Below are 20,199 nucleotides of genomic sequence, written 5' to 3'. Positions count from 1 at the left end.
TACATGTACAATCAATTTATTTTTTAACAATTGTGATGACTAAAACAGACTCTAACGAAAAATATTATTCATTAAAAACAATGAAATAAAAAAACACCCTTTGATTTTACTGATGTTTTTTTATTCTAAATCTGCCTACCAGATCACATTTAGTTCACAGTTATTTTACATTTATCTTAGGGATGATAGAGGTCAGCACAGCCATAATGGCTGCGCTCATGTCGACGGAATGGTCTTATTTCATACCACTAGGAAGAAAAACTGCCTTTCAGTTTATATCGATGACCGGGAAACAATAACTTCGTACTGGTCACGATATGGCTTTGTGACCATGTTCGGCGGGTAATTTGCAGGCAGGATGCGCCCACATGCACTTGCAAAAGCCGAGCACTGCGGTCATCCGCCTCTACCGCTTCAACAATATGCTCACCCTGAGTCAACGGCGCAACACGGGATAAATAATCGTGGGGAGTGATGGTCAGAAAGTCTTGTTCCAGATAATCCGGTGCTGCCAGCGCATTCACAAAACGATCTTCAATTTGCACAGGAATATCATTCTCCAAATGGACAATCACGGAATGATAAACCGGCGTTTCTGGGGAAATATTTAACTCTTTTGCCAGTGTGACTGATGCACTGACTTGCTCTAATTTATTAATTTTGCAGCTGTATTGGTGATTTCTGGCTAGGATCTCATCTTCAATGCTGTGGATTTCAAACAAAGCGGATTGCCCTTTAGGTTCGGCAACAAAGGTGCCAACCCCTTGAAGACGCACCAATAACCCTTCAGCGGTAAGCTCCCGTAAGGCTCGGTTTGCCGTCATTCGGCTACAATCAAACTGCACAACTAACTCGGCTTCTGAAGGCACACGGTCGTTGGCTTGCCACTCTCCTGCTTGTATTTTTTCAATAATTGACTGCTTAACTTGCAAATACAATGGAACAGGAGTTTTCAGCTTCGGTTTTTTTTCGGCTGTCACGTTTATTTCCAAATAAGTAATGTGTGTGAGTCGTCAACATTGAAAATTTATCAAAATAATTACTGCCTATAGTGGAGATGATATTCCTAGGCAGCAATCAGAACTTTATGAATACATCAGAATTTTATGAGCAAATAATATTATAACCTGAAAAACAGAAACACTTTTTCTATTTTAACTAAAATAAACCATTAATTTTTATGGGTGACTTTTCCTTGATAAACACGCTGATTTAATGGATTGCTGCCCTGTTCATAAATCATTTCTACCGGATCCTTGGCATCCCATACCACAAAGTTAGCTTGATAGCCGACGCGTAATTGCCCAAGGCTATGTTCTCGCCCTAATGCTTTTGCTGCATGGCGTGTCACTCCTGCCCAAATTTCTTCAGGGGTTAATCTAAATAATACCGCCGCCATATTCATCACCATACGCAGTGAGGCAAATGGGCTGGTACCTGGATTAAAGTCCGTGGAGATGGCCATAGGTACTTGGTTTTCGCGTAATAATTCAATCGGCGGTAGTTTGGTTTCACGTAAAAAATAGAACGCACCGGGTAATAATACTGCCACGGTTCCACTGCGTTTGAGGGCTTGAATACCTTGGAGATCTAAGTATTCAATATGGTCGACTGATAGCCCGTTAAATTCTGCCACCAGCTCACTTCCCCCTAAATTAGAGAGTTGCTCCACATGTCCTTTTACTGGAATTCCTAGTTTTTTCGCTGCTAAGAATAACTTCTCGCTTTGTTTAAGAGAAAAGCCAACACTTTCACAGAACACGTCCACGGCATCAAATAGCCCTTTTTTCCATAGCTGCGGCATAATTTCATCGCAAATAAGGTCAATATAATCGTCAGCTTTACCTTTATATTCTGGCGGAACTGTATGCGCGGAAAGTAATGTCGAGCTCACGTCGATCGGATAAGCTGCAAATAATCGTTTTGCCACTGACAGTTGTTTCTCTTCGTTGGCAAGATCTAAACCATAACCCGATTTCATTTCAACGGTGGTGACGCCTTCTCGAATCAACGCTTCTAAACGCGGTTTCGACACCTCATATAACCCATCTTCACTCATAGCTCGTGTGGAGTGAACGGTAGAATTGATTCCGCCACCTTGTGCGCTAATTGTTTCATAGGAGACGCCATTCATACGTTGTTCCCACTCTGCGGCTCGGTTACCACCAAACACTAAGTGGGTATGGCAATCAATTAGTCCCGGCGTGATTAAGCGACCTTCAACATCAATGATGTGGCAGCCGTTGGCATCAACTTTGTCGCTTGGGTGAATGGCAATGATCTGCTCACCACGAATGATTAAATCGTGATTTTCCAATAACCCATATGCCGTTCCAAGTTCACTATTCATTGTGGCGATCCGCCCGTTACGCCAGATCACATCATTTGCGTGTGCTTTAAATAACATAAATCATCCCATGGCAGCAGAAACCCGATTCGGCTTCAAATATGAAAGGTACAGATATAAACGTATAGATATGTATATACAATTAGACTACTTATCGGTCTGTTGTCAATGTTTACTCTCGTAAAAGTTATAAATTTGTTACGTAGCGCTAAAAATATTCTATGATAACTGTTCATGGGAAAAATGGGTTACACTACGCTCCGTTTTGTGGGTTCTGTTTTGCCCATCCAAGAAAGCATCATTTATTAACAATTGATTTATAAACAATGACTAAAAATAAATTCGCCTTAGAAGACGGCGACATCAATCTCTTTAAAGACGCTATTCAAGGTGCTAAGAAAATTCACCAAGACCAAATAGTGCATGCCCCTATTCGTGCGAAAGTCACTCAACCATCCAGTAAAAAAGTTCAGCAAGAACAAGTGGATGCTTCATTTTATTTTTCTGATGAATTTCAACCACAACTAGATAATGAAGGTCCTACTCGTTATTTAAGACCAGATGCCAACCCGTATGAGCTGAAAAAATTACGTCGTGGAGACTATGTGCCGGAGTTATTTCTGGATCTCCATGGGTTAACCCAAATGGAAGCGAAACAAGAAATTGGCGCGTTAATTGCAGCCTGTAAGCGGGAAAATGTCCATTGTGCCTGCATTATGCATGGACACGGTAAGCATATTTTGAAGCAGCAAACACCTCTATGGCTTGCCCAACATCCTGATATTGTCGCTTTTCACCAAGCCCCTAAAGAGTGGGGTGGCAATGCTTCGCTGCTATTATTAATTGAAACGACTGAGAGTGCTCGCCGTTAAGCACTCACTTCGTTCAGTTTTCATCCCCTAGGATGCTTAAACTTAAGATTGGGTCAACGAAATCTGCGATGGGCTGAGCATCCATTCTAAGTGGCATTTCATCTGCTCAGTATCCACCTCAACGCATGCAATCGTCGATGTCGTGAACATTGGCGGTGCTTCGTGGGGACATAGCTCCGAGACCAAATAACCAACCAGTGGCAGATGCGAAACCACCAAAACTGCCTTGGCACCACTAAATGCATAATCTCGAATTTGAGAGGCAACCCAATCCGCATTTCCTCCGGGGGTTAGCCCTTCCATAATTTGCACTTGCGCTGGCAGCGATAATTCCTCTCGCATTACTTGTAATGTCTGTTCTGCACGTAAATAGGGGCTCACTAATACGATATCAATTTGAGGTTGACGGGCTTGCAGCCATTTCGCCATCAGTACCGAATCATCTTTTCCCTTTTGGGTTAATGGTCTCGCTGAATCACTCGCCGCCTGAATTGCAGCATCACCGTGACGCATAATATAAACTTGCATAATCCACCATCTGTGCCGCAGTCTCCACAGGAGAATGCGGGTCTTTTTGTTAAGATAATTATTGTTAAAGATAACCATCAGTTGGGGTGAGGAGAGATTCTGCAACAAACCCGTTGCAAATAAAATGATTTACATTGTTTTTTACTGACATTTTTTGTCATTCAGCCATAAAAAAACCTGATAACCACAGCGTTTAACTGTGGCATCAGGTTGATTAGACAGCGATTATCGCTTATTAAATATCACTATTTTCTTCCGCTGAAGATGCATTTTTTTCATGATCATTCACCGGATAAAACGTGCGATTAGACTGTGCCATTTCAATCAATAAGTCGCATGGCACAAACTTATCACCATGTTTTTCCGCTAAGTGTTGCAACGTTTCCACGGTTTTACTGAGGCCAAGGCTATCCATATAACGGAAAGGCCCCCCAAAGAATGGCGGGAAACCAATTCCAAATACCGCACCAATATCCCCATCTCGCGCGCTACGGATAATCTTCTCATCTAAACAACGTGCAGCCTCATTGAGCATTAACATAACGCAGCGTTGAGCAATATCCGTTTGGTTCGTTGACGTTGAGGGGTGAATGTTAATCAGTGAATAAATACCCTGGTCAACTTGACGTTTTGTGGATTTTTTCCAGAAAGCCAGCTTACTTTTTGGCTGCCCGTAAACATAAAAACCACGACCGTTTTTCTTCCCTTTACGGTCATCGTTGACCACTTTGTCGAGAGCGTCAGGGGCTTTAAAGCGGTTGCCAAAACGTTCAACGAGAATCGGTAAAATTTTGGTTCCAACATCAATACCCACTTCATCAAGTAGATGGAAAGGTCCAACAGGGAAACCAAATTTCACTAATGCCTTATCAATATGGTCAATCGCCTCGCCTTCCACAAGACATTGAGCAGCTTCACACAAATAAGGTGCCAGAATACGGTTCACATAGAAGCCCGCATCATCACCAACGACGATGGCTGTTTTACCTTGGCGCTTAGCAAAGGCAACCGTGGTTGCGATAGTAGTGGCATCCGTTTGCTGATGAGGGATCACTTCCACCAGCGGCATTTTATCCACAGGACTAAAATAGTGCAGCCCAATCACTTTCTCTGGATGAGGGCTACCTTCCGCAATACGATGGATAGGTAACGAAGAGGTATTTGAGGCAAAAATCGCTTTGCCATCTGACATTTTTGCGGTTTCTTGCACCATTTTACGTTTCAGTGCCAGATCTTCAAACACAGCCTCCACTACAATGTCTGCTGACTCTAATCCTTGATAGGTCAATGTTCCCGAGATTCGAGCCATAATCGCATCCCGCTCCCGAGGCGGTAAGCGCCTTTTACTCACTCGCTGAGAAAGCAGATCCCAGCTATAACGCAGAGCTTGAGCGATACCCTTGTCCGAAATATCTTTAATGCGTACCGGATATTTACCCAATACCGCACTCACATAAGCGATCCCGCCGCCCATCAAGCCACCACCAAGCACACCCACTTGTTTGATAGTTTTTGGTTTAGCATCCGCCCCAGTTTCATTTTTCAATGCGGTAGAGGCAAAAAATAAACTACGTAATGCGGCAGATTCTGGTGTCATCGCCAGTTCACCAAACGCTTTGGCTTCTTCGGCGAATCCCGTTTTTAGCCCGCTATTCATACCCGCTTTCACCACCTGAATAATCTTTTCTGGTGCCGGATAGTGTCCTTGGGTTTTACTTAATGTTTTCTCTTTCGCGCTGGAGAAAACTTTATTACGCAATAACTTGCTACTGAGTAAACGCTGTTGCCAAGGGAGAGGTTTACGTTTTACGCCCCCTTTCTGCGCCAGCTCAACCGCCGTGTCCAGTAGAATCGAAACCGGAACTACGTCATCGACTAATCGCATTTTTAACGCTTGTTTGCCTTTTAATTGGCGTCCTGTCAGCATCATATCTAAGGCATTTGGGATCCCAATTAAACGCGGCAAGCGCTGAGTGCCGCCAGATCCTGGCAGTAACCCTAGCTGCACTTCAGGTAAACCCAGTTTGGTTTTATCGTCATCAGAACAAATGCGCGCATGACAAGCGAGCGCTAGCTCTAAGCCACCACCTAGGCAAGCGCCGTGGATAGCCGCAATAATCGGCAGCGGATAATTTTCAATCTTATCGAACAGAGTATGCCCCTGCTTAGATAGCTCACTCGCCTGCTCTTTGCTGGTGCAGTTAGCTATCATGCTAATATCTGCGCCCGCGATAAAACTGTCTTTTTTACCGGAGGTGATCACCAAGCCTTTCAGACCAGATGTCGATTGTGCTTGCTGTAAAATGGCATGAAATTGCTGCGCAAACTCCGCCTTTAGGGTGTTCACTTTTTCATTAGGAACATCAATATAAATCACCCCAACATTGCCATTTACTACCTTTAACGTGAATGCAGGTTCTGTGATGACTGCTGAATGTTGCGTCATTATTCCGCCTCCAAAATCATTGCCACACCAAGCCCACCCGCCGCGCAAGCTGTCGTTAGCCCAAATCCACCACCGCGTCTACGTAGCTCATTCAATGTTTGAGTCACCATTCTCGCCCCTGTCGCGGCAAAAGGATGACCATAAGCAATAGAACCGCCCAGCACATTAAATTTGTCCATATCAATTTCCCCAATCGCCTTCGACAAGCCAAGCTTTTCTTGGGCAAATTTTTGACTGGCAAACATTTGAATATTGGAGAGTGTTTGAGCTGCGAACGCTTCGTGCATATCAATTAAAGTCAAATCTTGCAGAGAAAGCCCTGCTCTTTGTAAGGCAATCGGTGTGGCATAGGATGGTCCCAGTAGCATATCTTCCCACACATCAATTGCCGAGAAAGCATAACTTTTGATGTACCCTAACGGGGTATAACCTAATGCTTTTGCTCGAGATTCGGTCATCATCAACACAGCAGCCGCCCCATCCGTTAATGGCGTGCTGTTGGCTGCGGTAACGCTACCGTGTTTTCTATCAAAGGCAGGTCTGAGTTTCGCATAAGAAGCGAGCACGGAATTTTCACGCACGTTATTATCCTGCGAGAATGCCTGCTTGTAAGGTGGCATATATGCGGTCATCACTTCTTGCTCTAACACCCCGCTTTTCCAAGCTTTGGCAGCCAGCAAATGAGAACGATGGGCTAATTCATCTTGTTGCTCACGGCTAATATGGTAACTTTTCGCCATCTGTTCGGCGGTGTCTCCCATGCGTAATCCAGTGGAGTATTCCGCGACACCAGGTGCAACTGGCGCTAAATCTTTCAGGCGTAATTTACTGATAAGCGATAATTTTTGCCCAAATGATTTGGCTTTGCTTAGCGCCAATAGTGTGGCTGCGAGCTTTTTTGATACGCCGATAGGCAGCACAGAGGATGAATCTGCGCCACCCGCGACACCCACGGAAATATCCCCCACCATCATGCTTTGCGCGACATTCACAATCGCTTGAAAGCTGGTCGCACAGGCGCGAGAAACACTGTAAGCATCCGTCGATACGCTCATACCCGTACCCAACACAATTTCTCTCGCAATATTAGGTGCTTCAGGCATTTGAACCACTTGTCCAAAAACCAATTGCTCAATAATCGACGGGTCAATATCACTACGATGTAATAGTTCTGCAACGACGGTTTTGCCTAAATCCACGGCTGGAATATTGAGATAAGCGGTAGATTGCTTAGCAAAAGGCAAACGTAATCCACTAACGATAGCAATCCTTTCTTTTGTGGCATGCTTATTATCGCCATGGTGGGAGAGTTGATTCATGGTCGCTCCTGCTAAAAGAAAAATAAGTAGAATTGTTGTGATTAAATTAAGAGGTCTGACCTGTATCGATTGTTAACATATTCTTCACATTTATCAATCAGCGTCGATAAAAAATGCGAGCTCACACACAAGTTACAATTAATTGGCAATAAAGAGGGGAAATTAGGTAAGTTTTGAGTAATAAAAAACCCATTCACTTCTAAAAATGACGCATCCGCGAAATAATAGAGTTAATGGGCTTCAAAAAGGAATTCAAACGTTTGATTAACGTAAGCCTAATTGGAAAATCAGACTTTCTGCTTCACAGCTAAATGTAAAGTGAGCCGATAACTCTACACCACCCGCAACGGGGTTGATTGAGTGAGCAATTTCACACGGTTCTGACTCAACAGATTTGGCTTTTTCTGTGAGTGTTTTCAGCATCGCTTCAGCTTCTTGCTGAGTCGCAAAAACATGCTGATACGATGCGGTGCAATCTTTATTTTCCAGAACTGTACCCACATCTACACAGCAGCACGCAGCTGTTTCATCCGCGCTACAACGTTTAATCGCATCAGTCATTTTATTCTCCCAATGAACAAACTGTTAAGTAAGTATCATAACGCTGAAAAAGTGCCAAACACTAGTGATATCAAATTTAGTTGCTAAGAATTCAATATAAGTTTGATCTAGCTCCTTATATGAGCACTTATTACTCGTTAAGCTCATGCGAATGTTGCCATTTTGTTAATTACATCGCATTTTCGAAAAGAAAAATCGCACAAAAACAAAACAACCTTGCAACATACCCAGTGGTCAGACCTATACTCATTGAACTGGTCTGATTTGTCGTAGAGGCAAGCGACCCTACAATTCAGCGCTTCTTGCGATAGAAGTCGCTTATTTAAATAAAACATACAAGAGGGTTTTGGTCATGAACCAGAAAAACCTATTTGCTCGATCAGCTTTAGCAATCGCAGTGGCTGTTATTTCTTCCAATGCAAGCGCAGCTGGTTTTTTGCTGAATGAATATTCAACCTCAGCCTTAGGACGTGCATTTTCAGGCGCAGGAGCCGTCGGCGACAACGCAAGTGAAGGCAGCCGCAACCCAGCTGCAATGATGTTATTTGATCGACCAACCATGTCGATTGGTGCGGTCTATATCGATCCAACTGTTGATATTAAAGGCCGTGACGACGATAAATATACTGCCAACAATATCGCCCCTAACGCAGTTGTACCTAACGCACACTTTATCTTCCCAATTAATGATAAATGGGCAGTTGGTACTTCAATGACCACTAACTTTGGCCTTTCTACTGACTTCCACAAAGATTATGCAGCGGGCCCTATTGGTGGGAAAACCGACTTAAAAACCGTTAACTTGAATTTAAGTGGTGCATACCGTATTAATGATAATTTCAGTTTCGGTGTGGGCGCTAATGCTGTTTATGCCGATGCTGAAATCACCCGTCATATGGGAAGAAGTATTCCACCTCTAGGTGTTACTCCAAGCACAACTGCAGCTAAATTAACAGGTGATGATTGGGGATATGGTTGGAACGCCGGTTTGCTATATGAAATCAACCAAGATAACCGCTTAAGCTTTACTTACCGTTCAAAAGTAAAGGTGAAATTTGAAGACGGTAAATATACGAATGATCTTCCTAAGCACCCATTACTGAACCCGTTAAATCCTATGGGTGGCGAGACAGTTAAAGGAACCTTAAATCTTAACCTACCAGATATCTGGGAGTTCTCGGGCTACCATAAAGTCGATCCTAAGTGGGCGTTGCACTATAGCGTTTCTTACACTGGCTGGAGCACCTTTAAAGACTTAACTGCTTACCAAAAAAGCAACGGTAATGAACTGTTCCATAAAGCAGAAAATTTTGATGATGCATGGCGCTTAGCATTAGGTACTACCTACTACTATGATGATAATTGGACCTTCCGTACCGGTATCGCATACGATGAAAGCCCAGTGCCATCTAAATATCGTTCAATCTCAATTCCAGACCAAGACCGCTACTGGCTGACCGCGGGTACCACTTATGCATTTAACAAAGATGCCTCTGTGGACTTAGGTATTGCTTATATGCACGGTAAGAAAGTTAATATCAACGAAAGATTAAACGAAAAAGATCCAACCTCTGAGGTTCGCTTTAAATCTGAAGGCTCTGCATGGTTATACGGCGTTAACTTTAACTATACATTCTAATCAGTTATATCTTATCGGGGGAGTTTTCTCCCCTGATATCTCCCTTTTCTATCTCTTCCTTCCCCTACTTTCCTTTTATGCTCTTCGCAGAAAAATCATCCTCAAGCCAAATTTTTTCTTGACTTTTTTTTGTACAGATTTATATATTAATTATAGCCCGATGTTATTTTATTGTTAAAAACATTCCCGCGGCTTATTCATGTACTGATCCCAGTCATAAATATCCACTCAATCATTTTGATATCGATTTTTAACTGCAATGCTGCCCTTCATTTTTTTGACATGAAGAAGCAGTAGAGTTGCTCACTAAGCTACCATCTGAGGAAAATCATGGAAAAAACATAGGAGGGCATTATGGGAACATTATTCACTATCAGCTTTGTTAGCGTGTTAGTCGTCAGTGCCGTGATTGACACAGTCATCCAACGAGGAAAACAGGACAATGACTAGCAGTTTATTTATCACTCTCTGATGTCTAAAAAAACATAGAGAGTGATAAACCCCACCAAATCAATCGATCAACTAATTAATCAATCGAATCCAGCTCTCCTTCAATGACTGCCGCATTTGGGTTATTTGCTGGTTGCAGCGTTCCCCCTCTTGATAAGAAATCATTACGTTGGAAGTAAGCTTCGCGGAACATTAAGTAAGGGTCGGAAGAGCTTTTCAGCAATCCATCCGAATCAAGTAATCTTGCACGGGTTTCAATCCCTTCCAGTGCCCATTTACCCGCAGACATCCAGAAAGTTAAATAACTCAGCATTGGGTAGAGATCGTCCGCTAGATCACCACCTTGCTCACGCAATGTTGCGCTGCCATAACCCGGTAAAACCACATATGGACCATAACCCACATCATAGTAGCCTAGTGTATTCCCGAAACGCTTTGGCTCTTCTTTGACTAACTGAGGGTTTGCCATGCCAGCAACATCAATTAAGCCACCGATACCAAACACTGAGTTTAAGAAGAAGCGGTTAAAGTGCTTAAAGCCTTGCTCCACTTCTCCACGGAAAAAGCTGTTTAACATACTGGCCGGTTCTTCAAGGTTGCCAAGAAAGTTACTGAGTCCGTTTCGAGCAGGCATTGGCACGTAATCATTCCAAGCAACGGCTACAGGTCTTAAGACATATGGGTCTAAGACATTATAGTTAAAGTTAAACATTGCTCGGTTAAAGCCTTCTAACGGGTCTGAACGCTGCTGCGTTTCTGGGTCAACGCTCGCACATCCAGCCATTAAAACTCCCGCGAGAAGAACGCTACTTATGCGAAACTTCATCATTCTCTCCATCCTTTATTCCACCTTGCCATGGTGTTTTTATCGTTATTACTAATCGCTTTATCATAAAAGCAAATAGAAAAACATGTTAAGCGTTTTGAGTGGTTTAATTGCCATATAGATATAATTATAACCTATTTAATTATCAACTTATCATAAGAAATACATACGAATCCCCCCAAACGCCAGGGTTGCTTCAGTAAATGTCATTAATTAGTGCATTAACATAGAGATAGACTTATCTGAAATAATTTTAGGCTAAACCGCAAGATGCTTAAAAAACCAACAAAGAAAAGAATAAAAAAGATAAAAGCAGAGAATTTGGCTGTAACAGCTTGATTCAATGGAGGGTGGCCAGTAAAATGCCAAGCGCTATCACGCAGCATCTCAATGTCCCCTTAGTTAAATGGATATAACGAGCCCCTCCTAAGGGCTAGTTGCAGGTTCGATTCCTGCAGGGGACAGATTTCTGCACTAAGCACTCCCCCAAGAACTTTCCCAATCTTTCTTCGCCCTATTTCGCTTTTACTTCTTCCCCTATAGTATTTTGCTTATATCCCTATTTGATGGACTGACCACGATGCGAACACTTTTTGCCTTATTAATTGGTATTCTTCTGATAGGTTGTACGATGGAAAAATCGCCTTCTGTTGTTATGGCGGGAATGACATCAAACCAAGTAATGCAAATCGAAGGAATGCCGGATGAGCAAGCGACGCAGGGTGGTTATCAGCTAATGGTTTATCATGATAAACAACAACCATTAGCCACCGCTAAAATGACAGACCGCTGGTTTATTTTTAAGAATGGGTATCTATTAGAATATTCTACGCAATATTTAAATTCGTCTAACGCGACAAATACGCCATTGAGATTAACTGCAAAACAAATATTATCTCAATGGATAGATAGCCAATCCTTACCAACAAACCCATCAGCTCACATGAACTAAAAGATAAACTGGTGCCATGAAGATTGTTATATTTCTTTAGAAAGATAATGGCGCTGCATGCCTAATTCAGGGAAATTAGGGAGTGATATTTGTTTCACATAACCCAGTTTTTCATAAAATGGCAAAGCTTGGAAACTAAAGGTATCCACTAATGCATTGTGGCAGCCGAGTTTTTTACTCTCTTCTTCTGCGACGTGCATTAATTGGCTACCTAATCCATTCTTACGCATTGACTCATCCACCCACAGATAATCAATACATAACCATCGACCTTTAATTGACGCGAGAAGCCCACCCTGCATGATCCCATTTTCATCCTTGCTATACACACCAAGTTGCCCAAAATAGCTATTTTGCAAAAAAGATCGGTTGTAGCTTCTTAGACCAGTAAATAACTCTTCTTTATCTTCAGGGGTAATATCATGTGTAACTGTAACTTTCATAACAACCTCATTTTATTTATCGGTATTTTTATGATGTAGAAAACATCCCGCCAACAAATTAATTATCGCTTACTGTCCACATAACATCGTATTACGAATATCCTAGTTAGACACCATTTACTTAATTAAAAACTAAACATTTTTTATCTTGCCTGTAATTTTATTCACCGTAAAATCCCCCTAATCTTTCAGAAAAAATGTGAATAATATGACGCTTACCATTATTATTTTTGTGTTGGTCTATATCGCCATGGCATTTGGCAAACTACCCGGCTTTAAAGTTGATAGAACGGGCGCCGCCGTCATCGGCGCATTAGCCATGATGGCCATCGACAGCATCACGCCACCTCATGCCTGGAATGCCATTGATTACCGCACTATCGGCATGCTATTTGGTTTGATGGTGGTCTCCGCTTCGTTTGTGGTTTCCGGCTTTTATAGTTGGACCGCCGATCGCGTGGCGATGCTCAAAGTCAGTGCGCCTACACTGCTTGCCGTACTGATCGCCGTTGGCGGATTACTTTCCGCACTGTTAACCAACGACGTGGTTGTCGTCGCGATGACACCATTATTGGTCTCCATCACACTATCTCGCGGGCTTAACCCCATTCCGTTTCTGCTTGGATTCTGTTTTGCCGCCAACAACGGTGCAACCGGCTCGCTGATTGGTAGCCCGCAAAATATGATCGCGGCACAGGGGCTAGATATTTCCTTTGTGGGCTTATTACAATCCTCGGCAATACCGGCATTATTATCTTTACCGCTCACCTGGCTGGTATTGGTGTGGTTATATCGCAACCGCTGGTACTTAGCTAAAGAGCCGACTAATACCCCTAAAACGGTCTCTCCTCCAACACCACTCGATACATGGGAAACTGCTAAAGCCGGTGTGATCACACTCGCCGTGATTGTGGCTTTTGTGGTGAGTGATATACCAAAAGAGTTAATCGCATTAACGGCAGCGGGTTTCCTATTACTGAACCGTTCCATTGCATCTAGCGATATGCTTAAGTTAGTGGATGGGAATTTATTACTATTAATCATGGGATTATTTGTCGTCAACGCGGCATTTGCTGGAACAGGATTACCACAGCAAATGTTGAATGATTTACGCGCTCATGGTGTTGAACTCAATAACCCATTCATTCTATTTTTAGTAACCGGCGTTCTCAGCACTATTGTCGGAAATAACCCCTCTGTCATGCTGCTGGTGCCTTTTTTAACGCCTGACGGTAACGCTGATGCATTAGGCGCCGCATTAGTCCTTGGCTCTGGTTTTTCCAGTAACTTGTTTGTGTTTGGTAGCTTGGCGGGCATTATTGTTGTGGAACAAGCGGCGGCTTATGGTGTGAAAATTTCATTCTCAGAATTTGCAAAATCTGGGGGAATTGTTGCCGTTCTCTGTATGCTATTAGCCACTGCATGGATTTTATTCGCGTTATAAAACTAACGCCTTTCTCAGCCTATTTAACTGAGAAAGGCGTTTAGGATTTTCAGGGAAGAATAGCAAATGAGCGCACAGGAAACCCACTCGCATTATTGGGTTTCGCCACAATATTAAAAATCACAGCACCACGAGTCGGTAATTGATCCAAATTCGCCATCAACTCTATTTGGTAAGTATCTTGTTCTAAGACGTAATATTCGCCTAATAGCGCGTTATTTTGGCGAAAATCTTTCGCTGCATCAGTATCAAATGTCTCATGCCCAATGGCTTTAATGCCACGCTCTTCAAATAAAAATTTGAGCGCATCCATACCCCACCCCGGGATTTGATTATTACCTTCTGCGTCTTTATTATCCATAGCTTCTTGAGAAGGCCAGCGCTTATGCCAATCTGTGCGTAGTGCTACAAAACTATCCGGTTCGATTCGCCCATGTTCACGCTCGAAAGCTAAAACATCTTCGCGAGAAAATGCAAAATTAGGGTCTTGTGCCGCTCGCTCAGATTGGTTGATAACAATCAGCGGTAAGACTAACTCTTGCAGCTCCAATTCATGTAAAAAGCGTTTTCCTTCAACAAAATGACAAGGTGCGTCAATATGCGTGCCGTATTGCCCAGGAAAGGTAAATTGCTGAGCAAAAAAGCCGTCAGAGTAGCCAAATAATGTTTTAAATTCTGCAGAGTCAAACATAAAGAAATGAGGAGAATCTTTATCAAAGCTGTGCGTTAAATCCACCCATTTTTTGGATTTTAATACCTTTAGTGCATTTAAAACTTCGTTAGCCATCATTTTCCCCTATCTGGTTTTAGTCTTTATCAAGACAATTTTATTTTGCTATTTTTATTTATTCTGAATAGGTAATAACCAACTCTATGATGTTTGTCTATCTTTCTAAACGATCTGTTGCCAATTTTTCACCAAATTGGCAACGAAGATTCGAATATTATTTAGAATAATTTGCCCACGCAGCAGGTTCAATAAAACCATCATAAATACGCTGAGAGCGAATATAATCTGCATACTCTTTTGATTCAAAAGCCTCTTTTAAATCTTTAGCCCATTGCGTGTCGAGATCTTTTTGTAGTACAGAAACCACAACGCGATGCTCAAGCGGTGAATTTTCAACAACCAAACCATCCGCAATACGCTGCCCTGCACTCGCCACATAATTACCATTCACTACTACAAAATCCACATCATCCAATAGACGTAAACCTTGCGCGGCATCTGTTTCACGGATATCGAGCTTATATTTTGCAGGTTCAATGTCATTTACGCTAAAGCTGAGCGTACTGACATTCGGTTTGATTTTAATCCAACCCAGTTGCTCTAAAATTCGAGCTCCACGTTCCGCGTTTACGGGGTCATTTGACAGCGCGACAATCATGCCATCTTGCACATCATTCAGCGTTTTGTGTTTATTCGAACGTAAACTCTGCGGTGCGCTTGGTGAATCGGCCAATGCGACCATATTAATATTATTTTTTTGGTTATATGCATCCATATAAGCGCGACTTTGGTTTACGGATGCGTCAATTGCCCCTTCTTCAAATGCAGGGTTAATTTGCCTATTTTGTGAAAACTGACGTAACGTCACTTGGTAACCTTTTTTCTCTAAAATAGGCACAATGCCTTTATCGACTTGGTCGATATAATTCCCTACACCAAAGCCAATCGTAATTTGCTTTTTATCTGAGCTGTCTTTTTCTTTATTATCACCACATCCTGCCAATACAATGATTGCGGTTGCCACTAAAGATAAGTTTATTATTTTTTGTTTGAACATTTGATATTCCCTATGGTGATTACTTTTTAATGACTTTCAGTTTTTAATATTGCCAATCGACCGGAGTATAAACAGGATTTATTTAACGTCTTAGATCCGTTCGTTATAACTTAAATAGAAATGAATATAAAAATGAATCAAACCAAAATGGTTATAACGATATAACAAAATGGTAGTTCGAATAATGATGTGATTGATATGTAATGAAGGAGATAAAAAAATTTAAATAAAGTGAGTTATTTATGACAGTAAAATTTGATTTAATTAACAATATTCTTAACCTAACACCAGACTCAGAATTAGCAAAGACCCGTGCAGAAAGACCGGTTGCAACAGACAATACTCAAGCCGCTTTTGAGGCTATTTTTTCTGTGCCATCTCAAATATTGCCTCTAAATGTGAAATACTATTTTGCGCTTTCCGTGACGAAAATTACTGCCTCCGTATTACTATCAAAACATTATGCTGATTTATTATCATCCCAACCTATTGTCGAAATAACACCTGACATTACGCTTGCTGAGAAATATCTGCGAGTATTAACCAGCAATCCAAATCAAGCAGATTACGCTTTAACGCAACAATTTATTCAGCAAGGATGGTCTGAGTCCGACATTATTTTATTGGCACAGTTAATTACCTTTGTCACTTATCAATCCCGCTTAGTTGCTGGCTTGGAATTATTAATTGGACAAAATCCGAATTCAGATAATAAAGCAGACCAACACTTTCCAATTTTGGCAGGAAATTGGAGTCATGCAACGACAACACAATTAGGACAACCATCACCAACCGCTTTTACACAACAGCAATTAGGTTGGGAATCTTGGTTATCAGCGCGAGATGTCAATTCGTTAAGTGACGATGAAACTCAAACGCTGAAAAAACATGGACAATTAAATTCTGAGTATTTCCTTCTGTTAGCTCATCAAAGCGAAATTTTAGCGCTACGAACACAAATAGACCGAGGTATTTTTTATACCTCAGGCGGACTACCTCGTTGGGAGAGAGAGTTTGCTGCCGCTGCGGTCAGTAAAGTGAATGGCTGCATTTATTGCGCCTCAGTTCATGCGCGCAAAGCTAGCCAGTATGCGAAAGAACATCTCGGTGATGTCGAGAAACTGTTGGCGACACCCGCAGGAAATGTGCTTGCTGAAGGCTATGAACCGAGGCTTTTAGCTGCCGTTTCTCTTATCGCTTCGCTCTCAGCTACACCTATTCAAGCCTCAGTTGAACAAATCGACCAACTACGTTCATTAGGGTTAACGGAGCTAGAGTTACTCGATTTAATTCAATCCAGTGCATTTTTTTCATGGGCTAATCGCTTAATGCTGACATTGGGAGAACCGTTTGAACTCCCTGAAAATAAGGAGTAATACCATGGATAAGGTCATTGGATTAGCGGCTCTAGAGGCGCAAATAAATCAGGATTTGCAGTATCTTAATTTACCGATTAGCTCATGGTCGTTGTCAGATGAAGATCTTGATAAACAACAGATTAATGTCGCCATTATCGGTGCGGGCATGTCGGGAGTAACGGCGGCTTTTGCCTTAAAATTACGGGGAATTAACGCTATCGTTTTTGACCAAGCGCCCTCAGGCAAAGAAGGTCCTTGGCAAACGCCAGCCTTGATGGAAACCTTGCGGTCACCTAAACAGGTTGTCGGTCCTGCTCTTGCATCCCCCTCTTTAACATTCCAAGCCTGGTTTAAAGCTCAATTTGGCGATGATGTGTGGGAAAATCTCGATAAAATCCCACGCTTACAATGGGGTGAGTACCTACAATGGTTTAAAACCATGACGGCACCCACACTGCTAAATCAGCACCAATTAGTCGATGTTAAATTAATCCCTCAAGGTCGTGAGTTAACGTTTGATACTCCAAATGGGCAGACCTCTTTTGTCGCGCAACATGTTGTCATTGCAACGGGTATGGAGTCATTTAGTGAACCTAACATCCCAGAATTTATGGATAAGATTCCAACTCAATACTGGGAGCATTCATATGCGGGTAGCAACTATGAGAAATTTAACGGGCTCGATATTGGTGTTGTAGGCTACAGTGCGGGGGCTATGGACAGTTCAGCCACTGCATTAGAACATGGTGCTAAGTCTGTTGAGTTATTGATCCGAGCAAAAGAGATGCCGCGAGTAAACCGAGGAAAGGTCGCCGGAAGTGCCGGTTTTACCAATGCCTATGGGTATTTTACCGATGCGCAAAAATGGCATTATGCTGACTATGTTTTGAAAGCGAAAACCCCTGCCCCTCATGGTAGTACTCTGCGTGTTTCTCGCCATACACATGCTTATTTTAACTTCAATACACAAGTCAATGATGTCACCGTCAAAGAGAGTAAATTGCAAGTTTCCACCAACCAAGGGGACTTCTCTTTTGATTACCTCATTTTAGCGACTGGCTACCGACTGAATTGGCAAAAACACAGCCCATTTCATCGCCTAGCGCCGTTTATTAAAACGTGGAGAGATGTTTATACCCCACCTAAAGGTGAGGAAAATGATGAACTTGCCGCGCATCCCTATCTTGGTGAACACTTTGAATTACAAGCAAAGTCGGGTTACGAATTTCCGTTTATCGACCACTTTTATTGCTTCAATTTAAGTGCCTCGCTCAGCATGGGTCCCGTAATTGGCTTGATCCCAGGTACCAATACCGGAGCTGAGCGTTTAGCAGATCATATTGCCGCCAAGTTATATCTAGCTCATCGGCAGCAGCACCTTGAGTTGGTTAAAACCAGTACAGAAAACGAGTTATTAGGTGATGAATGGCAACCTGCTTTACCTCCTGCTCAGCGTGTACAACTGATTGAAAATGTGGAGTAAGGGATGATTGAATTTAACAATGTCCAAAAGATCTATGAAAAAAATGGGCAGTCCTTAGTCGCTCTACAAGATATTAATTTGCATATCAATAAAGGTGATATTTTTGGTTTTATTGGTTATAGCGGTGCAGGTAAAAGTTCTTTGATCCGCTTAGTCAATCAATTAGAAAAGCCTACCGGTGGCTCCATCAAGGTCGATCAGCACAATTTAGCGGAACATACCCCATCGCAAATACGGGATCATAAAAAAAGTATCGGAATGATTTTCCAACATTTCAATTTGTTGGAAACCAAGACCGTTGAACAGAATGTTGCAATGCCTCTGGTTTTACTCGGCATTGATAAGCACGAAATTACCCGTCGCGTAGATAACATTCTCGAATACGTTGAGCTGAGCGATAAGAAACACCAATACCCTAACCAGCTTTCTGGTGGGCAAAAACAGCGCGTTGGAATAGCGAGAGCGTTAATTAATAACCCACAAATCTTGCTGTGTGATGAGGCTACCTCTGCCTTGGATCCGCAAACGACCGCCTCTATTTTGGCATTACTGCAAAAAATCAATCGTGAACAGAAAATTACCATTTTATTGGTCACCCATGAAATGGAAGTCATTGAGCAGATTTGTCATCGTGTCGCCGTCATGGAATCCGGTCGCATTGTTGAAGAAGGCACAGTACTTGATATTTTTGCCAATCCTCAGCATTCAACCACGCAAAAATTTGTGGGTACTGTGCTCAATGAAAAAATTCCTGAGCGTGTACTCCATCAGCTTGAACATCAAGAGGATGTGTATCGATTAGAGTTTTTAGGTAAATCGGCTCAAGAGCCTGTGGTGAATGAGCTTATAATCAAAAATATTATTAAAATCAATATTCTGTTTGCCAACATGAAAGAGATCAATGGCGTTGTTTTGGGCAGCATGTTTGTTCAAATGTTAGGAGATAAACAACATATTGATGAAGCCATAACCTATTTACGCCATCGTGGCGTTGCAGTGAATAAGGGGACAGTATGAGTGAGTTTTTTGAAACGGCACTGACAAGTAAACAATTTTTATTGGCCATGTCAGAAACATTCACTATGGTGAGTATTGCGCTTGTCCTCGGTTCGCTATTCGGGATCTTATTGGGGATTTTATTAGTTATTACTCGCCCTGAGGGAATTTGGGAAAACAAACGTATTTATCGCGTTATTAACCCTATTATTAATATATTCCGTTCACTGCCTTTTATTATTTTATTAGTGGCAATAATCCCATTAACGCGCTTTGTGGTAGGCACATCTATTGGCACCACCGCGGCAATTGTACCCTTAGTCATTTATATTGCGCCATATACGGCAAGATTGGTTGAGAATTCATTGCTCAGTGTCCATTCGGGGATTATTGAAGCTGCCGATGCAATGGGGGCGACCAACTGGCAAATTGTTTGGCACTTTATTTTACCGGAAGCCAAGTCGTCATTAATTTTAAGCTTAACCGCTGCCAGTATAACGCTAGTTGGGGCAACGGCGATGGCTGGTGCAGTTGGTGGCGGTGGTGTTGGTGATCTTGCGCTAAATTACGGTTATCAGCGCTTTGATAATGTTGCTATGGCAATTACGGTGGTGACCTTGGTGATTATCGTGCAAGGAATACAGTTTATTGGTGACACTTTGGCAAGAAAGGCGCGTTTTTCTGAGTGATTCTCCGGCTATTTTTTTAAACGCGCTGGCTAATGTTGTTAAAGGGTAGTGCTCTAGTT

18 protein-coding genes and 1 tRNA gene are annotated in these 20,199 nt (G+C 42.3%); 9 read left to right on the top strand and 10 right to left on the bottom strand.

The window, feature by feature from the left end:
- Positions 1-248: 248 nt before the first annotated feature.
- Both hutC and hutI read right to left on the bottom strand, forming a co-directional pair.
- Complete coding sequence (hutC, locus tag JK188_RS09505) at positions 249-980, bottom strand: histidine utilization repressor (RefSeq protein ID WP_211886103.1); 732 nt, start codon at positions 978-980, stop codon at positions 249-251.
- 191 nt (positions 981-1,171) lie between these two features.
- Entirely contained in the window at positions 1,172-2,407 is a 1,236-nt protein-coding gene (hutI, locus tag JK188_RS09500) for an imidazolonepropionase (protein ID WP_211886104.1), read from the bottom strand.
- 266 nt (positions 2,408-2,673) lie between these two features.
- Here hutI and smrB point away from each other — a divergent pair, with 266 nt between their 5' ends.
- On the top strand, positions 2,674-3,219 hold the full coding sequence (gene smrB / locus JK188_RS09495) for an endonuclease SmrB (RefSeq protein ID WP_036949350.1): 546 nt from the start codon (positions 2,674-2,676) through the stop codon (positions 3,217-3,219).
- A 42-nt stretch (positions 3,220-3,261) separates the two neighbouring features.
- On the opposite strand, the gene sixA is transcribed toward smrB, so the two are convergent.
- The 4 genes from sixA to JK188_RS09475 form a co-directional block, all read right to left on the bottom strand.
- Positions 3,262-3,747, bottom strand: coding sequence for a phosphohistidine phosphatase SixA (sixA, locus tag JK188_RS09490; protein WP_211886105.1), 486 nt, complete (start codon positions 3,745-3,747; stop codon positions 3,262-3,264).
- Between the two features lie 235 nt (positions 3,748-3,982).
- Positions 3,983-6,193: a fatty acid oxidation complex subunit alpha FadJ gene (fadJ, locus tag JK188_RS09485; RefSeq protein ID WP_211886106.1), complete on the bottom strand. Its 2,211-nt coding sequence runs from the start codon at positions 6,191-6,193 to the stop codon at positions 3,983-3,985.
- Positions 6,193-7,512: an acetyl-CoA C-acyltransferase FadI gene (gene fadI / locus JK188_RS09480; RefSeq protein WP_132495502.1), complete on the bottom strand. Its 1,320-nt coding sequence runs from the start codon at positions 7,510-7,512 to the stop codon at positions 6,193-6,195. Before fadI ends, fadJ begins: the two co-directional genes overlap by 1 nt.
- Before the next feature lie 264 nt (positions 7,513-7,776).
- The gene (locus JK188_RS09475) at positions 7,777-8,073 is read right to left on the bottom strand and encodes a YfcZ/YiiS family protein (RefSeq protein ID WP_080675607.1); all 297 of its coding nucleotides are present in this window, start codon (positions 8,071-8,073) and stop codon (positions 7,777-7,779) included.
- Positions 8,074-8,425: 352 nt separating this feature from the next.
- Here JK188_RS09475 and fadL point away from each other — a divergent pair, with 352 nt between their 5' ends.
- Positions 8,426-9,712 (top strand): long-chain fatty acid transporter FadL, encoded by a 1,287-nt coding sequence (gene fadL, locus JK188_RS09470; protein WP_211888640.1) that lies wholly within the window; start codon positions 8,426-8,428, stop codon positions 9,710-9,712.
- A gap of 526 nt (positions 9,713-10,238) precedes the next feature.
- Here fadL and mlaA read toward each other — a convergent pair.
- Positions 10,239-10,988, bottom strand: coding sequence for a phospholipid-binding lipoprotein MlaA (gene mlaA, locus JK188_RS09465; protein ID WP_108478638.1), 750 nt, complete (start codon positions 10,986-10,988; stop codon positions 10,239-10,241).
- Between the two features lie 392 nt (positions 10,989-11,380).
- On the opposite strand from mlaA, the gene JK188_RS09460 reads away from it, so the two are divergent.
- Both JK188_RS09460 and JK188_RS09455 read left to right on the top strand, forming a co-directional pair.
- Positions 11,381-11,452, top strand: a tRNA-Arg gene (locus JK188_RS09460).
- Positions 11,453-11,568: 116 nt separating this feature from the next.
- Positions 11,569-11,940 (top strand): hypothetical protein, encoded by a 372-nt coding sequence (locus JK188_RS09455; RefSeq protein WP_249215411.1) that lies wholly within the window; start codon positions 11,569-11,571, stop codon positions 11,938-11,940.
- A 26-nt stretch (positions 11,941-11,966) separates the two neighbouring features.
- Here JK188_RS09455 and JK188_RS09450 read toward each other — a convergent pair whose 3' ends face one another.
- The gene (locus tag JK188_RS09450) at positions 11,967-12,383 is read right to left on the bottom strand and encodes a GNAT family N-acetyltransferase (RefSeq protein WP_211886109.1); all 417 of its coding nucleotides are present in this window, start codon (positions 12,381-12,383) and stop codon (positions 11,967-11,969) included.
- Between the two features lie 208 nt (positions 12,384-12,591).
- Here JK188_RS09450 and JK188_RS09445 point away from each other — a divergent pair, with 208 nt between their 5' ends.
- Entirely contained in the window at positions 12,592-13,827 is a 1,236-nt protein-coding gene (locus tag JK188_RS09445; protein ID WP_108478558.1) for an SLC13 family permease, read from the top strand.
- Between the two features lie 49 nt (positions 13,828-13,876).
- On the opposite strand, the gene JK188_RS09440 is transcribed toward JK188_RS09445, so the two are convergent.
- Together JK188_RS09440 and JK188_RS09435 are read right to left on the bottom strand one after the other, a co-directional pair.
- The gene (locus tag JK188_RS09440) at positions 13,877-14,614 is read right to left on the bottom strand and encodes a cyclase family protein (protein ID WP_108478557.1); all 738 of its coding nucleotides are present in this window, start codon (positions 14,612-14,614) and stop codon (positions 13,877-13,879) included.
- A 157-nt stretch (positions 14,615-14,771) separates the two neighbouring features.
- Entirely contained in the window at positions 14,772-15,614 is an 843-nt protein-coding gene (locus JK188_RS09435) for a MetQ/NlpA family ABC transporter substrate-binding protein (RefSeq protein WP_211886110.1), read from the bottom strand.
- Between the two features lie 242 nt (positions 15,615-15,856).
- Here JK188_RS09435 and JK188_RS09430 point away from each other — a divergent pair, with 242 nt between their 5' ends.
- Genes JK188_RS09430 through JK188_RS09415 form a run of 4 tightly spaced genes read left to right on the top strand, consistent with a single transcriptional unit; the run spans position 15,857 to position 20,140 of the window.
- Positions 15,857-16,990: a CMD domain-containing protein gene (locus JK188_RS09430; RefSeq protein WP_211886112.1), complete on the top strand. Its 1,134-nt coding sequence runs from the start codon at positions 15,857-15,859 to the stop codon at positions 16,988-16,990.
- Positions 16,991-16,994: 4 nt separating this feature from the next.
- A complete protein-coding gene (locus JK188_RS09425) occupies positions 16,995-18,455 on the top strand; it encodes an FAD/NAD(P)-binding protein (RefSeq protein ID WP_211886113.1) in 1,461 nt (486 codons plus the stop codon).
- Positions 18,456-18,458: 3 nt separating this feature from the next.
- The gene (locus tag JK188_RS09420) at positions 18,459-19,472 is read left to right on the top strand and encodes a methionine ABC transporter ATP-binding protein (RefSeq protein ID WP_211886114.1); all 1,014 of its coding nucleotides are present in this window, start codon (positions 18,459-18,461) and stop codon (positions 19,470-19,472) included.
- Positions 19,469-20,140: a methionine ABC transporter permease gene (locus tag JK188_RS09415; RefSeq protein ID WP_211888639.1), complete on the top strand. Its 672-nt coding sequence runs from the start codon at positions 19,469-19,471 to the stop codon at positions 20,138-20,140. The genes JK188_RS09420 and JK188_RS09415 overlap by 4 nt, the downstream gene beginning before the upstream one ends.
- The last annotated feature ends 59 nt before the right edge of the window (positions 20,141-20,199 follow it).

Origin of the sequence: Providencia sp. JGM181 (genome assembly GCF_018257375.1) — a bacterium.
In the GTDB taxonomy this organism is placed as follows: Bacteria; Pseudomonadota; Gammaproteobacteria; order Enterobacterales; family Enterobacteriaceae; genus Providencia; species Providencia lanzhouensis.
The sequence above is the reverse complement of the archived record's forward strand: the minus strand, read 5'-3'. Positions and strand labels throughout refer to the sequence as shown.

Coding starts and splice junctions, on each gene's coding strand:
- hutI (WP_211886104.1), bottom strand. CDS start 2,407: ATGTTATTTAAAGCACACGCAAATGATGTGATCTGGCGTAACGGGCGG.
- smrB (WP_036949350.1), top strand. CDS start 2,674: ATGACTAAAAATAAATTCGCCTTAGAAGACGGCGACATCAATCTCTTT.
- sixA (WP_211886105.1), bottom strand. CDS start 3,747: ATGCAAGTTTATATTATGCGTCACGGTGATGCTGCAATTCAGGCGGCG.
- fadJ (WP_211886106.1), bottom strand. CDS start 6,193: ATGACGCAACATTCAGCAGTCATCACAGAACCTGCATTCACGTTAAAG.
- fadI (WP_132495502.1), bottom strand. CDS start 7,512: ATGAATCAACTCTCCCACCATGGCGATAATAAGCATGCCACAAAAGAA.
- JK188_RS09475 (WP_080675607.1), bottom strand. CDS start 8,073: ATGACTGATGCGATTAAACGTTGTAGCGCGGATGAAACAGCTGCGTGC.
- fadL (WP_211888640.1), top strand. CDS start 8,426: ATGAACCAGAAAAACCTATTTGCTCGATCAGCTTTAGCAATCGCAGTG.
- mlaA (WP_108478638.1), bottom strand. CDS start 10,988: ATGAAGTTTCGCATAAGTAGCGTTCTTCTCGCGGGAGTTTTAATGGCT.
- JK188_RS09455 (WP_249215411.1), top strand. CDS start 11,569: ATGCGAACACTTTTTGCCTTATTAATTGGTATTCTTCTGATAGGTTGT.
- JK188_RS09450 (WP_211886109.1), bottom strand. CDS start 12,383: ATGAAAGTTACAGTTACACATGATATTACCCCTGAAGATAAAGAAGAG.
- JK188_RS09445 (WP_108478558.1), top strand. CDS start 12,592: ATGACGCTTACCATTATTATTTTTGTGTTGGTCTATATCGCCATGGCA.
- JK188_RS09440 (WP_108478557.1), bottom strand. CDS start 14,614: ATGGCTAACGAAGTTTTAAATGCACTAAAGGTATTAAAATCCAAAAAA.
- JK188_RS09435 (WP_211886110.1), bottom strand. CDS start 15,614: ATGTTCAAACAAAAAATAATAAACTTATCTTTAGTGGCAACCGCAATC.
- JK188_RS09430 (WP_211886112.1), top strand. CDS start 15,857: ATGACAGTAAAATTTGATTTAATTAACAATATTCTTAACCTAACACCA.
- JK188_RS09425 (WP_211886113.1), top strand. CDS start 16,995: ATGGATAAGGTCATTGGATTAGCGGCTCTAGAGGCGCAAATAAATCAG.
- JK188_RS09420 (WP_211886114.1), top strand. CDS start 18,459: ATGATTGAATTTAACAATGTCCAAAAGATCTATGAAAAAAATGGGCAG.
- JK188_RS09415 (WP_211888639.1), top strand. CDS start 19,469: ATGAGTGAGTTTTTTGAAACGGCACTGACAAGTAAACAATTTTTATTG.